At 65.1% G+C, this 13474-nt stretch carries 13 protein-coding genes; 6 read left to right on the top strand and 7 right to left on the bottom strand.

The annotated features are described in order from the left end of the window. Positions 1-33 precede the first annotated feature (33 nt). Positions 34-840: a lytic murein transglycosylase gene (locus tag TSA1_RS22525; protein WP_100178242.1), complete on the bottom strand. Its 807-nt coding sequence runs from the start codon at positions 838-840 to the stop codon at positions 34-36. 175 nt (positions 841-1015) lie between these two features. Between TSA1_RS22525 and TSA1_RS22520 the strand changes: the two genes are divergently transcribed. The 4 genes from TSA1_RS22520 (at position 1016) to TSA1_RS22505 (ending at position 3824) form a co-directional block, all read left to right on the top strand. Continuing rightward, the gene (locus TSA1_RS22520; protein WP_100178241.1) at positions 1016-1543 is read left to right on the top strand and encodes a hypothetical protein; all 528 of its coding nucleotides are present in this window, start codon (positions 1016-1018) and stop codon (positions 1541-1543) included. 122 nt (positions 1544-1665) lie between these two features. Then, positions 1666-2607, top strand: coding sequence for an OmpA family protein (locus TSA1_RS22515; RefSeq protein WP_174719021.1), 942 nt, complete (start codon positions 1666-1668; stop codon positions 2605-2607). A 115-nt stretch (positions 2608-2722) separates the two neighbouring features. Then, positions 2723-3061 (top strand): hypothetical protein, encoded by a 339-nt coding sequence (locus tag TSA1_RS22510; RefSeq protein ID WP_100178239.1) that lies wholly within the window; start codon positions 2723-2725, stop codon positions 3059-3061. Between the two features lie 526 nt (positions 3062-3587). Further along, on the top strand, positions 3588-3824 hold the full coding sequence (locus tag TSA1_RS22505) for a hypothetical protein (protein ID WP_100178238.1): 237 nt from the start codon (positions 3588-3590) through the stop codon (positions 3822-3824). Here TSA1_RS22505 and TSA1_RS22500 read toward each other — a convergent pair. From TSA1_RS22500 to dnaG, 3 genes are all read right to left on the bottom strand, one after another. Then, a complete protein-coding gene (locus tag TSA1_RS22500; protein ID WP_245448392.1) occupies positions 3787-4815 on the bottom strand; it encodes a DUF817 domain-containing protein in 1029 nt (342 codons plus the stop codon). The genes TSA1_RS22505 and TSA1_RS22500 overlap by 38 nt on opposite strands. Before the next feature lie 255 nt (positions 4816-5070). Continuing rightward, on the bottom strand, positions 5071-7215 hold the full coding sequence (gene rpoD, locus TSA1_RS22495; RefSeq protein ID WP_097657651.1) for an RNA polymerase sigma factor RpoD: 2145 nt from the start codon (positions 7213-7215) through the stop codon (positions 5071-5073). A gap of 374 nt (positions 7216-7589) precedes the next feature. Next, a complete protein-coding gene (dnaG, locus tag TSA1_RS22490) occupies positions 7590-9614 on the bottom strand; it encodes a DNA primase (RefSeq protein ID WP_100178237.1) in 2025 nt (674 codons plus the stop codon). Between the two features lie 260 nt (positions 9615-9874). On the opposite strand from dnaG, the gene TSA1_RS22485 reads away from it, so the two are divergent. Further along, the gene (locus TSA1_RS22485; protein ID WP_100178236.1) at positions 9875-10438 is read left to right on the top strand and encodes a chlorite dismutase family protein; all 564 of its coding nucleotides are present in this window, start codon (positions 9875-9877) and stop codon (positions 10436-10438) included. On the opposite strand, the gene TSA1_RS22480 is transcribed toward TSA1_RS22485, so the two are convergent. After that, the gene (locus TSA1_RS22480) at positions 10435-10833 is read right to left on the bottom strand and encodes a gamma-glutamylcyclotransferase family protein (protein WP_100178235.1); all 399 of its coding nucleotides are present in this window, start codon (positions 10831-10833) and stop codon (positions 10435-10437) included. The genes TSA1_RS22485 and TSA1_RS22480 overlap by 4 nt on opposite strands. A gap of 75 nt (positions 10834-10908) precedes the next feature. Here TSA1_RS22480 and TSA1_RS22475 point away from each other — a divergent pair, with 75 nt between their 5' ends. Further along, entirely contained in the window at positions 10909-11715 is an 807-nt protein-coding gene (locus TSA1_RS22475) for an N-formylglutamate amidohydrolase (protein WP_100178234.1), read from the top strand. Here TSA1_RS22475 and TSA1_RS22470 read toward each other — a convergent pair. After that, entirely contained in the window at positions 11712-12695 is a 984-nt protein-coding gene (locus tag TSA1_RS22470) for a DUF3592 domain-containing protein (protein WP_100178233.1), read from the bottom strand. The genes TSA1_RS22475 and TSA1_RS22470 overlap by 4 nt on opposite strands. Positions 12696-12779: 84 nt before the next feature. Next, positions 12780-13400 (bottom strand): LysE family translocator, encoded by a 621-nt coding sequence (locus tag TSA1_RS22465; RefSeq protein WP_174719020.1) that lies wholly within the window; start codon positions 13398-13400, stop codon positions 12780-12782. Positions 13401-13474 lie beyond the last annotated feature (74 nt).

The raw sequence follows: 13474 nt of genomic DNA, 5'->3' as shown, positions 1-13474 counted from the left end.
CGCTTCACCCTCCCCCTCCAGGGGAGGGTGCCCTCACTGCCCCGCCAGCCGGTCGGCAAAATAGCCGATCGTCTTCCGGTAGATCACCGCCCTGTTCCACTCGCGCATCGCCTCGAAATTGGCGGTGCCTTCGCCGTAGGGCTGGCCCATCTTGAAGCCATTGGTGTGGAGCAGGTTCGCGGTCGAGGCGAGCACGTCGGGGACGCTGTGGCGGAGATCGACATGGCCGTCGCCATCGAAATCGACGCCGTATTTGATGTAGGAGGACGGCAGGAATTGGGTCTGGCCGATCTCGCCGGCGAAGGCGCCGATGAGGTCGCGCAGCGGCAGGTCGCCGCGCTGCACGATCTTGAGCGCGGCGAGCAGCTCGCCCTGGAACAGATCGGTGCGGCGGCAATCATGCGCCAGCGTCGCCAGCGTGCGGACCACCGGCATCTTGCCGATGTCGCCCTTGCCGAAATCGCTCTCCAGGCCCCAGATCGCGACCAGGATGTAGCGCGGCACGCCGAACTGCTGCTCGATGCGCGAGAGCAGCGCGGCGTGGCGCTGCAGCAGCGCGCGGCCGCCATTGATGCGGCCGGGACCGACGCGGGTCGAGACATACTGCTCGAAGCTCTTGTTGAAGGTGTGGCGCTGGCGCCGGTCGAAGGCGAGCACCGCGCCATCAGGGGTCACGCCGCTGAGCGCCGCATTGGTCACACTCGCCGAGACGCCGGCCGCCTGGGCCTCCTGCGCCATGGTGGCGACAAACGCGTTGAAGTCGCCGCCGCAGCGCGCGGCCTGCGCCGCCCCGCCGGCCAGACACAGGATGGACGCGGCGGCGAGAAGCAGTCTCAGCATGTGGAGCAATCCCTTGAAGGAAAATCGTGGCGCGAAGCAGCGCGCGGATCATGCCCGGGAAAGCAGCGAGCGTCAAAGCACCAAGTTTAAAGGCACACGGCTTGATCCGCATCAAACTGTCTCACGCCCTGCTTTCTAGATTGAAAGCGAAGAGAGCCACCCAGGAGAGGCACCCATGACCGGAATTACCTTGACCGCCGAGCAGATCCGCAATGCCCCCGCAGCGGTGCGGCAATGGATCGAGCAGGAGGTGATCGGTTCGCTCGGCCTCAGCCCGCGCGCGCCCGTCACGATCCCTCCCCAGGCCTCCCACCTCGTCGCCTGCAGCGTGGAGGACGTCGCCGGCGTGCTGGAGCACATCAGGGGCGTGCTTCCGGCCGTGAACGTGCTGCTCGAGCTCGGCCGCCCCGGCATCAATTTCGGCCAGCCCGCGGTGATGACGTTCCGCCTGATGGATATCTTGCATCACACCCGCCTGCCCGACATCGGCGGGGTCATCACGTGCCTGGAGATGATCAACCAGGCGCTGACGGAGGTGAAGAAGGACCCCTCCGTTCGGTTCTGCGGCTTCGACAATGAAGGCCACTGCCTGATCGCGCCGCAGACGCAAGCCAGCATCGCAACACTGTGGCAGACCATGATGGAACGCCAGCAAGCGGCGCAGCAGCGCGAGGCGGCCGGGCGCGCCGCTCCGGCGGCGTAAGTCGGCAGCAGCGAATTTCGGAACGATCGGCTCGAGAAGGATGCGCCGGTTAGAACCGGCAGGGCGGCGCGCGAGACTAATGTCTTGCGTCCCATCCCTCCCGCAACCGACAGAGAGTGCCGATGTCCGCGCCGCAAAACATCCCGGGAATGCTTGTCCTTGCCGTCCTGCTCTCCCTGCACGCAGTTCCCGCCTCCGCGCAGACGCGCGACGTGGCGGGCGCGCGCGACTATCCCGGCATCGGCCGGTTCGCCGGCAGCGTCGTCACCGGCTATGTCGTGAAGGATTTCGACGCGGCGCGGATGCAGGCGGCGAGCTTCAGGGACGGCCAGCCGACCGATGCGCGGCGGCTCGAAGGCCGCATCATCCGCATCGCCTATCGCACCAATCCCGGGCCCTCGATCCTGGAGGTGTCGCGCAATTTCGAGACGCAGCTTGCCAAGGCCGGCTTCGAGACCTTGCTGGCCTGCGACACCGACGCCTGCGGCGGTATTCCCTTCACCGAGAGCATCGACGCGCTGCCAATGCCGCAGATGTGGGTCGATGGTTTCAACTACCGCTATGTCGCCGGCCGCAAGGTCGAGGGCGGACGCGAGACCTATGCCAGCGTCATCGTCAGCCAGAACAACCAGGACGTCACCGCGCAGGTCACCGTCGCCGAGGTCGGGGCCATCGCGAACAAGATGGTCGACGCCGCCGCGATGGCGAAGGGCCTCGGGGAGACCGGCCACATCGCACTCTACGGCATCTATTTCGACACCGACAAGGCGGTGCTGAAACCGGAAAGCCGCCCGACACTGGAGCAGATCGCAAAACTGCTCGCGAGCCAGCCGCAGCTGAGCGTCTTCATCGTCGGCCACACCGACAGCCAGGGCGCCTATGAATACAATCTCGATCTGTCGAAGCGCCGCGCGGAAGCGGTCGCAGCCGAGCTGGCGAAGAGTTTTCGGATCGTGCCGACACGCCTGCGCACCGCCGGCGTCGGATTGCTGGCGCCGGTCGGGTCCAACGCTACGGATGCGGGGCGCGCACTCAACCGGCGGGTGGAGCTGGTCGCGCCATGAAACATTGCGTCCGGGTTTGATGCGGGTCAATATCGCCGCACGGATGACATGAGATGGATGACAGACATCCATTCCCTCCGTCATCCGGGCTCGACAAAGTCCGAGGCAACCGGCCATGCCCGACCATCAGAACAGGCCAACTAGCGCCCTGCTCCGCATTCCCCTGTTTCGCCTGCTCGCCATCAACCTTGCGATCGGCGCCTGCGCGGCGACAATTCTCGTCGGCGGCCTGCTCTGGCTCAATCCCGGACATCTGCGCGAATTGATCTTCGCCGACTCGTCGCCCGGCATCGCGCTCGCACTGCTGCTAGCGTCCTTTCTCATCACCTTTGGCTCGGCCGCGATGGGCAGCGCGATCATGGCGCAGGGGCGCAAGGAGGACGACGGCAAAGGCGGCGGACACGGATCGCGACTCGCTATGCAGGAAGTGGCGCAGCGCACGCGCACGCATTGAGACATGCGCGGCGACGGTGGAGCCGCCTCGCGCCCAGGGGATCACAGTATCTGCACGCAGGCGGGAAGATATGCAGGCTGGTGCGCCCTCCGACGCGACGCACGTCACGCACTGCGTTGCGCGGGCCTCGCGAAGATGAACAAAGTGGTTCGATAATCCAAACAATTGCTTCGACATGCGCGAGTACCGGATATCGCAACCAGCGCATATCTGCTGCGCTCGCTGCGACACCAGCACGCCTCGATTTGCCTTGCCATCGCAGGGCGCTTTCTATAACCTTCTATTTTAGGTTGTCGCCCCGCCAGCCCCGGGCGACACTGAAGACCAAAATAAACGGCGGGCTCCGAGCCCGCCGTTTATTGAGGCAGGGTCTTCAGCGAAGGAACCCAGCAGACGGCATCAACGCCTGGCAGCCGCCCCGCAGCCCGTTCAACCAGCCGCACCATGCCCCGTCGGGGGCCGCAGCCAAGGTCGATCGCTGCCAAAGTCATTTGACTGCGGCGCTCCAATCGACGAAAAGCCGGCCATGGCCAAGAAACCCGGAACCAATCCCAAAGGCGAATTTGCCTTCTTCAACGTCGTCTATGAGGACGATTCCCAACGCTCCAACCGCCGCGTCCCCTCCGAGCTGCTCGGCGGCCTCGACGGCGACGAACCCGCGCGCAACTTCATCATGGAGCAGGACCGCGAGATCGCCGAAAAGGGCGGCCGCCCGGCGCTGGAGATCAAGCGGCTCGAGCGGGTCGGGGCGAAGAAGAAGTAGGGGCCACCGCCGCCAACGCGGGCATGGCCGGAGCCGTCTTGCTCGGCCCACTCCGAACCCGCGGTTTGTTGATCAGGCTCACCAGCGTGTAGCTGATGATCAGCAGCAGGAACCACGAACCGGACTTGGCGGGCGAGACCATCGCCCAACCGTGCTGCTGGGACGGATAGAGCCATGTCCGCGTGAAGGTGCCGATATTCTCGGCGAACCAGATGAACGCCGTCACCAGCATAAGTCCGAGCAGCAGCGGCATCGAACGGTCATCGTTCCAGACCCTGAAATAGACCGTCGTGCGCGCGAACAACAGCGCGGCTGCGCCGAACAGAACGAGACGCAGGTCCGGCACATAGTGATGGCTGAAGAAGTTGACGTAGATTGCCACGCTCAGCGCCACCAGCGCCCAGCGCGGTGGATGCCGCTCGAAACGGAAATCGAATAGGCGCCACACGCGGCAGAGATAGCTGCCGATGCATGAATACATGAAGCCGGTGAACAGCGGCACGCCGGCGATCCTGAAGAAGCTCGGGTCGGGGTAGATCCAGGAGCCGACCGACGTTTTGAAGATCTCCATCGCCGTGCCGACGACGTGATAGATCAGGATGATTTTCGCCTCGTCCAGCGTCTCCAGCCGCGTCGCGAGCAGCATGATCTGGACCACGATCATGCAGAGAAACAGGAAGTCGTATCGGGCCAGCGGCGCTGCTGCCGGATAGTAGCGCCAGGTCGCGATCATCAGCGCAACCGCGATGCCGCCGAACAGACAGGCCCAGCCCTGCTTGATACCGAAGCGAAGGAATTCATAGGCAAACGCCGTCGCTCGGCGGCGGGCCATGAAGCGACCGAGCCGCCGTTCGCCGACGATGAAGCGACGCAGGGGCGGCCAGATCGCGGCGGCGCTCGGCGGCGTGACGCCGGGTGCAGACGCTTCGGGCAGAGGTGATTGATCGGAGGCATGAAACACGGTCGAGATATGGCGGTGGACCGCGGTCAAAGCATGACGTTTTCATGCAAGGTTTGAGCAGACCAAGCAATGTGGCGGGAACAGCCTGCCTATGAAGCAACGGCTGCTTGCGTGGGGACGCAAGCCTCTCAGCCCGTCATTGCGAGCGCAGCTAAGCAATCCCAGAATCCCTCCGCTGAGACGGACTGGATTGCTCCGCTGCGCTCGCAATGACGGAGAGAACGGGATCGAAACAAAAACGGCGGGCTTTCGGCCCGCCGTTTTGCTCTGGATTGGTATTTGCGCTCAGTTGTCGAGGAACGACCGCAGCTTCCGGCTCCTTGACGGATGCTTCAGCTTCCGCAGCGCCTTCGCCTCGATCTGACGGATACGCTCGCGCGTCACGCTGAACTGCTGGCCGACTTCTTCCAGCGTGTGGTCGGTGTTCATGCCGATGCCGAAGCGCATGCGGAGCACGCGTTCTTCGCGCGGGGTGAGCGAGGCGAGCACGCGCGTGGTGGTCTCGCGCAGGTTCGACTGGATCGCGGCGTCGATCGGCAGGATCGCGTTCTTGTCCTCGATGAAATCGCCGAGGTGTGAATCCTCTTCGTCACCGACCGGCGTTTCGAGCGACAGCGGCTCCTTGGCGATCTTCAGGACTTTTCGCACTTTCTCCAGCGGCATGCCGAGCTTTTCGGCCAACTCCTCAGGAGTGGGTTCGCGGCCGATCTCGTTGAGCATCTGGCGGGACGTGCGCACGATCTTGTTGATCGTCTCGATCATGTGCACGGGGATGCGGATGGTGCGGGCCTGGTCGGCAATGCTGCGCGTGATCGCCTGCCGGATCCACCACGTGGCGTAGGTCGAGAACTTGTAGCCGCGGCGGTACTCGAACTTGTCGACCGCCTTCATCAGGCCGATGTTGCCTTCCTGGATCAGGTCGAGGAACTGCAGGCCGCGGTTGGTGTACTTCTTCGCGATCGAGATCACGAGACGGAGGTTGGCTTCCACCATCTCCTTCTTGGCCTGGCGGGCTTCGCGCTCGCCCTTCTGCACGGAGTGCACGATCTTGCGGAACTCGATGATCTCGAGGCCCGTCAGCGCCGCGAGCTGATGCACCTCGTGACGGAGGTCCTTGATGCGGTCCTTCTCGTGGTGGACGAAGTTCTTCCAGCCCTTGGCGGACAGCTTCGAGACACGGTTGAGCCAGCGCGGATCGAGCTCCGAGCCGGTGTAGTTGCGCAGGAAATCCTCGCGCGCGACGCCGTGGCTGTCGGCGAGGCGCATCAGGCGGCCCTCATGCGAGACGAGGCGCTTGTTGATGTCGTAGAGCTGCTCGACCAGTGAATCGATACGCGCCTGGTTGAGGCGCAGCGACTTCACCTCGACGATGATCTCGTCCTTGAGCTTGCGGTACTTGCGCTCCTGGTGCGGCGACAGCGAGGGACCGTGCGAGGTGCTCTCGAGCTGGTTCTGGATGTCCTGCTCTTGCAGCTTGCGCAGCTTCTTGTAGCTCTCGGCGATCTTGTCGAAGATCTCGACGACCTTCGGCTTGAGCTCGGCCTCGATCGCCGCAAGCGACATCTGGTTCTCGAACTCGTCGTCCTCGTCCATGTCGGCTTCGGCCGCGGACTCGGCGGGATCCTTCTCGGCTTCGCCACCGGCGGGCGCCGCGCGGAACGGGGTCGGCGCCGGAGGCGCCGCGGGCGGGGCGACATGCGCGGGCGCGCCGGCGGCAGCGGCAGGCTGGCCACCCTCGGCGGAGGCTTCACCGTTCTCGCCGGTGGGACCTGCGATCATCGCATTGTTCATGCCGCCCTTGGCGTCGGGGCCGGCATAGGTGGCTTCGAGATCGATGATGTCGCGAAGGAAGATCTTGCCTTCGTTGAGCTCGTCGCGCCAGATGATGATGGCCTGGAAGGTCAGCGGGCTTTCGCAGAGGCCCGCGATCATCGCCTCGCGGCCGGCCTCGATGCGCTTGGCGATCGCGATTTCGCCTTCGCGGGACAAGAGCTCGACCGTGCCCATCTCGCGCAGATACATGCGCACGGGATCGTCGGTGCGCTCGCCCGGCTCGCTCTTCTTGACCTCGGTGACGGCCTTCTGGGTGACCTCGACGAGCTCGTTGTCGGTCTCGTCCTCGCCCTCGTCCTTCTCCTCCTCGCCTTCGCTATCGTCGGCTTCGGTGACGTTGATGCCCATGTCCGAGAGCATCGACATGATGTCCTCGATCTGTTCGGGCGAGGTCTGGTCGGACGGCAAGACTTCGTTGAGCTGATCGAAGGTCACGAAGCCGCGCTTCTTGGCCTGCTTGATCATCTTCTTCACGGCCGCGTCGGACAGATCGAGCAAGGGCGAGGGCGCGTCCTGGGAATCCTTCTCCGGAGCATCCGCTGCCTTGTCGTCTTTTTCCTTGTCCTTCGCCTGCAGCGTCTTTGCCTTGGTGGCCATCCATTGCTCCTAAACGCGCTTCATGCGAGGCGTCGCCGCGCCTTGCGTGAATTCACATGAACCTGTTGCCCGACGCTCTCGCTTCGGCAGCTCTCGACACGGAAAGGGCGGCGCACATGTCTCTCGCCACCCCCAACTCTCTCTCGCCGGAATTGCCTAACGCTTCGTCAGCCTCTTTGTCGCAGCGGATGCAGGTGTAGTGCCAACAGCGATTGCGCGGATTCATTCCTGACGCGTCTGTTCTGCCTGCGGCCGCCTCTGGGCCAAAGTGCTACAAGACCGTTAAGCCTCGATTAACCCTGTTTTGTCGCCAAACCTTGGATTTGGCGAGTCTTTTAGCGGTTCCGGCTTCGGCCGTCCGCATGATTCTTTCATCACACGCTCTTCTGGAACCGGCCCGACAGCTCGCCAAAACCCTCGATCAGGGCCTCGGTGCCATCGACCTCGGCCAGCCGAGCCTTGATATCACGCAGCCACGTCCAGTCAGCCTCGCTTGGGTCGTCCCCCAAGGCCAGCTCGGCATCCTTCAGCTCTCTAAGTAGTGAATGGTATTGGCGATGCAAGGCAACCAGCTGATGCCAGGTGGCAAGAACGTCGTCCCGCGCCGCGCCCTCACGGGCGCCAAACACTGCCGCGGTCGTGATACCGTTTTCAACCCTTTGAAGAACCTGCGAAAATCCTCCCTTCACGAGATCGCCGCGCATCTTCTCGGCCTGCTCCTCGGGGTCAGGCGAATGGTGATGGTCGTTGGCGAAGGCGGCGATGATGCCGGCCCTGAGCTTGTGGGCCTCGGGGTGGGCAAGCTCCAGCGCCGCGACCTCCTCGAGGTGGTCGTGCAGCAGCCAGGGGTGGTTGATCAGGCATTGCAGGATCAGGGCCTCCCGGCGGGAGATGGCGCTGCGCTGGCCCTTCATGATCGGGCTGGCCGCCAGCTGGGGGCTGGCCGCCTGGTAGGGGCCCGACGGTAGCGGGGTGGGGCCAGACGGCCCGCGGCGCCCGCCGCCAAATCCTCCGCCAAATCTCTGGCCGCCGAATCGATTCGCGCCTCCCCCACCCCCGGACTGGAATGGGCGGCCGCCCTGGCCCTGGCGGAAAGTGCCGCGGCCGCCGAAGCCGCCGCGCCCGCCCTCGGGGGCGAAGGTACGCTGCAGCCGCTCGACGAATTCGTCGCGATAATAGCGCCGCACCACCTCGTCGCGGATGCCGTTGGTCAGCTCCTTGATGCGCGCTTCCAGCGCGGCACGCCGCTCGGGCGTGGCAAAATTGCCGCCTTCGAGCTCGCGCGACCAGATCATGTCGGCGAGCGGACGGGCAGCTCCGATCACCTCCTCGATCGCGCCCCGGCCGCCGGAGCGGGCGAGATCGTCGGGGTCCTGCCCTTCCGGCAGCAGCGCGATACGAAGACTCTTTCCGGGCGCGAGGTAGGGCAGGGCAAGATCCGCGGCACGATAAGCCGCCTTCTGCCCGGCGCGGTCGCCGTCGAAGCAGAGGATCGGCTCGTCCGCCATCTTCCAGAGCAGCGCGAGCTGGCTTTCCGTGAGCGCGGTGCCGAGCGGCGCGACAGTGCCGGCAAAACCCGCGGTGACCATCGCGATGACGTCGACATAGCCCTCGACCACGATCAGCGATGCGCCGTCATGGGTGGCTTTGCGCGCGGTCTGGTGGTTGTAGAGATTGTCGCCCTTGTGGAAGAGCGGCGTCTCCGGCGAGTTCAGGTATTTTGCCGGAACGTCCTTTTCCAGCGCACGCCCGCCGAAGGCGATGACACGGCCGCGCAGATCCGTGATCGGAAACATCACGCGGTCGCGGAAGCGGTCGTACGGAACGGGAATGTCGTCGCCGCCGATCAACAGGCCGGTCTCGACCATGTCCTCGACGGAGACGCCGAGCTTGCCGAGATGCTCCTTCAGCGCGAAGCGATCGGGCGAGGCGTAGCCGAGGCGGAACTGCAACTGCGTCGCCGGCGAGATCGCCCGATCGGCGAGATAGCCGCGCGCTTTCGCGCCCAAGCGCGAGGCCAGCGTCTCCGCGAAATAGGTCGCGGCGAGATCCATGACGTCATGCAGCGTGCGGCGCCGCTGCTCCTGCCGCGCCGCATCGGGCGTCACCGCCGGCAGCGCCAGCCCCGCCATGCTGGCGAGCCGCTCCACGGCTTCCGCGAACGGCAGGCCGTCGGTCTCCATCACGAAGGAGATGATGTCGCCGTGCTTGCCGGAGGAGAAGTCGTGGTAAAAGCCCTTCTGGTCGTTGACGTAGAAGGACGGCGTCTTTTCCTGCTGAAACGGCGACAGCCCCTTCCACTCCCGCCCCGCCTTCTTCAGCTTGACGCGCTTGCCCACGACTTCGGAGACCGAAAGCCGGGCACGAAGCTCGTCGAGGAACTGGGGCGTGAAGCGCATGGGCTGTGTCTAGCGCAATCCAAAGTGAGTCGGGCGAAGGATCAGGGATATAGGTGCGGCGGGCCTAAAAGTTAGGTTTGTCAGGATTATGCGCGTTGTTCACAGCCCACTCTGTCATTCCGGGGCGCGCGTAGCGCGAGCCCGGAATCCATTTCTCCCAGTTTTCCGGCGGCGCGATGGATTTCGGGCTCGCCCCTTCGAGGAGCCCCGGAATGACAGAGCCACTTGAACCGCGCCCGGTTCCACGCTTCCATAGCGCCATGTTCAGGACCTTTCGAGGCGGCCAGAGCGGGGGCTGGCGGGTGACCTCGATTGCACCGGTGACGGGCGAGCCCCTGCCCTTCGTCCCTGCGCTGTCGGTGACCGACAGCGAGGCCGTCTCTCTGCCGCTGGTGCCCTCGCGCAATGCCTGGCGGCTGGTCGGCGTGGCCAGCAGCCTGCGCTACACCGAACGGGCCGAGAAGGAGCAGCTGGTGGCGGTGCAGGCCGGGCTCGGCCGAGTGGAGGCAACCAGCGCGGCGCTGATCCCGATCCGCAAGTCGCAGGCCTGGTGGGATTTGACGCAGGAGGAGCGCCGCAGGATCTTCGAGGAGAAGTCGCACCACATCGCGAGCAGTCTTCGCTTCCTGCCCGCGATCGCGCGCCAGCTCTATCACTGCCGCGACCTCGGCGAGCCCTTCGATTTCCTGACCTGGTTCGAATTCGCGCCTGCGCACGCCTCGCTGTTCGAGGAGCTGGTGGGCATGCTGAGGCGGACCGAGGAGTGGAGCTACGTCGAGCGCGAAGTCGACGTGCGCGTGGTGAAGGAAGTGCTGTCGGCCTAGTGATTCAGAAAGCGCCCGGACTCGATGCGGGGCAGATCGGTGACCGGCCAGTTGTAGACATAGGTCCAGGCCTTCCCGACGCTGCCATCGGTGCGCGTCACATCGACCAGCTGGCGCAGATATTCGGTCGGCTCCGGAAAGCCCTCGCCGCAGGCTTCGTACATGTCGAGCTCGCCCAGCAGCTCGTCAGGCACGCGCATCTGAAAGAGCTCGCCATGGACGATGTCGGAGGCCGCGTCCGACAGCAGCAGTCCCGGATAATGCTTCACCAGGACGAGCCGGCCGCGGCAGGTCGCTTCACCCAGGAAATCCGCGTGGCCCGCCAGCAGCCGCGCCATCGGATGGTCGAAGCCGCGCATCAGGGTGCCGTAGACGAAGAGGCGATCGGAGGTCATGCTGGTCTAACGTTGCGAGGTCCGTGCAATCAGGTTACTCCGTTTAGACAAATTATCGTTTCATAGGCAACCAGGATGGATTTGCAGACGGCCGAGACGGCCGATCAACTGCTCGGCGAGGGCGATATTTCTCCCGTGCATGAGGTGAATGCGTCAGGGACATCGCCTTTCCTGCTCACCTCGGATCACTACGGACGGGCGCTGCCACGCGCGCTCGGCGATCTTGGCATCGCGGAAAGCGAGCTCGTCAGGCACATCGGCTGGGACATCGGGATTGCCGGCGTCGCCGACCGGCTGGCCGAGATGCTCGATGCGCATCTGATCGCGCAGCGCTATTCGCGGCTGGTGATCGACTGCAACCGCCCGCCCGCGGCGGCAAGCTCGATCCCCGTCATCTCCGAAGCCACCGCGATCCCGCGCAACGAAGGGATTTCGGACAGGGAGCGCGCGGCGCGGCGCCGCGAGATCTTCGAGCCCTATCATGATCGCATCGGTGCCGCGATCGACACCCGCCTGCACGACAGACGGCCGACGGTGCTGGTGTCGCTGCACAGCTTCACGCCCGTCTATGCCGGCGTCGCGCGGCCCTGGCACATCGGCGCGCTGTACAACCGCGACACCGTGCTGCCGCATCTGCTGCTGAAGCATCTGCGCGGGCAGGGCGACCTCGTCGTCGGTGACAACGAGCCCTACGCCGTCAGCGATCTCACCGACTACACCATTCCCGTGCACGGCGAAGGGCGCGGCCTCGTCAACACCGGCATCGAGATCCGGCAGGATCTGATAGCGGACCACGCGGGCCAGCAGCAATGGGCCGAACGGCTGGCAAGGATCCTTGGCGAGATCGAGGTGGAGTTGCGGACCGAGCTGCCGGTCGATTAGCCGCCGCGCGTTGCGACGAACAGTGCAAGCGCGGCGAAGATCGCGGCGATGCCCCACAACACGTAGGCCATGCGGCCGTCGGCGCGAACGTCGAGCGTCGCCTCCGCCGGATTGTCGGGATTGACGCGCACCTCGACGGTAGCGCCGTCCTGGTAGCGCGACATCAGCTTCTTCAGCATCTCGTCGGAGGCGTCAGGCGTTTCCGCCGCGACGCGCGCGCATTCATTGGTGTAGCAGATGTTCTGATAGCGATAGGTGTAGGTCACGCGCTTGCCGAACATCTCGAGGCCGCGCGCCTCGCCCGCCTCGCTGGCCTCGTGATACTCCTCGACGCCCGACAGCTTGATCGTGCCCGGCACGACCGGCCAGCGCGTCGCCATCGAGGCCTGCCGCCGCACCGCCCAGGCCATCAGCGCGATGACGAGGCCGAACGCGCCGAAGGCGACGACGAGGCCGGCAAGATCCGGCCGGCCGATGTGATGGGCGAGATATTGGTAGCCCTGGTTGAGGCCGAAGACCGAGCCGAAGATGATGGCGAGCACGATCGCCGTGCCGATGCCGAGGCAGCCCCACAGGCCCTTGGGCAGGTCGCGCTCCAGCACGGCCTGATCGGGATGGCGCGGATTGTAATAGACGGTGACGATGCTGCCGGCGGGATATTTCGCCAGCTTCTCGGCGACCTGGAAATTGCCGAGGTCCTCGCCGATCGAGATGCGGTTGCAGCGCAGCTTGCAGCCACCGACGGAATATTCGTAGGTGACGTTCGCGAAATTGCGGCTCTCGGTGCGATAGCCGTCCTCGCGCTCGTCATCGGACACCCTGACCTCGCGCACCTCGGCCACCGAGGTGACGACCTTGCCTGCCGCTTGCGGCCAGCCTCGCGCCTCGCGCACCTGCCAGGTCTTGACGATCGCGGCAATCAGGACGAGCGCGAGCGGCGCGAGCAGCATCGCGTAAACCAGCGGGGGCAAATTCGGCACGGCAAAAATCCTTCGTCGGCGGCAATGCCCGATTGGACGCTGTGCCGCCGCGAAGGGTTCAAGCCGGTCCGGCCGGCCTGGAGGTTATTTTGCCCGGGTCAGCGCCAGCCAGATGCCGCCGCCGATCATGAAGCCGCCGGAGATGCGCGACATCATCCGGGTGCGGCGGGCCGAGAAGAACTTTCGCGCCCGCCCGGCGGCGATGGCATAGAGCGCGTCCGTCATCACGGCGGTGACCATGAAGGTCGCGCCGAGAAGCGCGACCTGCGGAAAGTGCGGCTGGCTCATGTCCATGAATTGCGGGATGAACGCGCCGAAGAACACCAGCACCTTCGGGTTCGACAGCAGCACAAGGAACCCTTGCAGGAAGAAGCCGCCGCGCGGCGGCGGAGGCGGCGTGTCGAGCTCGACGCCCTCGACCGGCGCCCAGATCAGCTTGATGCCGAGCCAGACCAGATAAGCGGCGCCGGCAAAACGCACCCAGTCGAACCAGTAGCCCATGGTCGCCATCAGCGAGGTCAGGCCGATTGCGACGATGCCGATCACGATGGCGAGACCCGCCTGGGCGCCGGCCACGTTGGTGAGCGCGGCGCGGGTGCCATGGCGCAGGCCATTGGCGATGACGAGCGTGACGATCGGCCCCGGCAGCAGCGCCAGCGCGATGCAGGCGGCGAGGAAGGCGAAATAGGCTTGCATGGACATCATGGGAGGGACTCGGGCTCGGGAGCGGTTTGGAGGTATTAATGCATGGGACGGGCGGGAACGGAAGCGCGCTCATC

This window comes from Bradyrhizobium nitroreducens, assembly GCF_002776695.1.
In the GTDB taxonomy this organism is placed as follows: Bacteria; Pseudomonadota; Alphaproteobacteria; order Rhizobiales; family Xanthobacteraceae; genus Bradyrhizobium; species Bradyrhizobium nitroreducens.
This window is presented reverse-complemented; position numbering and strand designations above follow the sequence as displayed.

Excerpts from the sequence above, each read along its gene's own strand:
- TSA1_RS22485 (WP_100178236.1), top strand. The coding sequence starts at position 9,875 with ATGTTCAGGACCTTTCGAGGCGGCCAGAGCGGGGGCTGGCGGGTGACC.
- TSA1_RS22520 (WP_100178241.1), top strand. The coding sequence starts at position 1,016 with ATGACCGGAATTACCTTGACCGCCGAGCAGATCCGCAATGCCCCCGCA.
- rpoD (WP_097657651.1), bottom strand. The coding sequence starts at position 7,215 with ATGGCCACCAAGGCAAAGACGCTGCAGGCGAAGGACAAGGAAAAAGAC.
- dnaG (WP_100178237.1), bottom strand. The coding sequence starts at position 9,614 with ATGCGCTTCACGCCCCAGTTCCTCGACGAGCTTCGTGCCCGGCTTTCG.
- TSA1_RS22525 (WP_100178242.1), bottom strand. The coding sequence starts at position 840 with ATGCTGAGACTGCTTCTCGCCGCCGCGTCCATCCTGTGTCTGGCCGGC.
- TSA1_RS22505 (WP_100178238.1), top strand. The coding sequence starts at position 3,588 with ATGGCCAAGAAACCCGGAACCAATCCCAAAGGCGAATTTGCCTTCTTC.
- TSA1_RS22510 (WP_100178239.1), top strand. The coding sequence starts at position 2,723 with ATGCCCGACCATCAGAACAGGCCAACTAGCGCCCTGCTCCGCATTCCC.
- TSA1_RS22465 (WP_174719020.1), bottom strand. The coding sequence starts at position 13,400 with ATGATGTCCATGCAAGCCTATTTCGCCTTCCTCGCCGCCTGCATCGCG.
- TSA1_RS22515 (WP_174719021.1), top strand. The coding sequence starts at position 1,666 with ATGTCCGCGCCGCAAAACATCCCGGGAATGCTTGTCCTTGCCGTCCTG.
- TSA1_RS22475 (WP_100178234.1), top strand. The coding sequence starts at position 10,909 with ATGGATTTGCAGACGGCCGAGACGGCCGATCAACTGCTCGGCGAGGGC.
- TSA1_RS22480 (WP_100178235.1), bottom strand. The coding sequence starts at position 10,833 with ATGACCTCCGATCGCCTCTTCGTCTACGGCACCCTGATGCGCGGCTTC.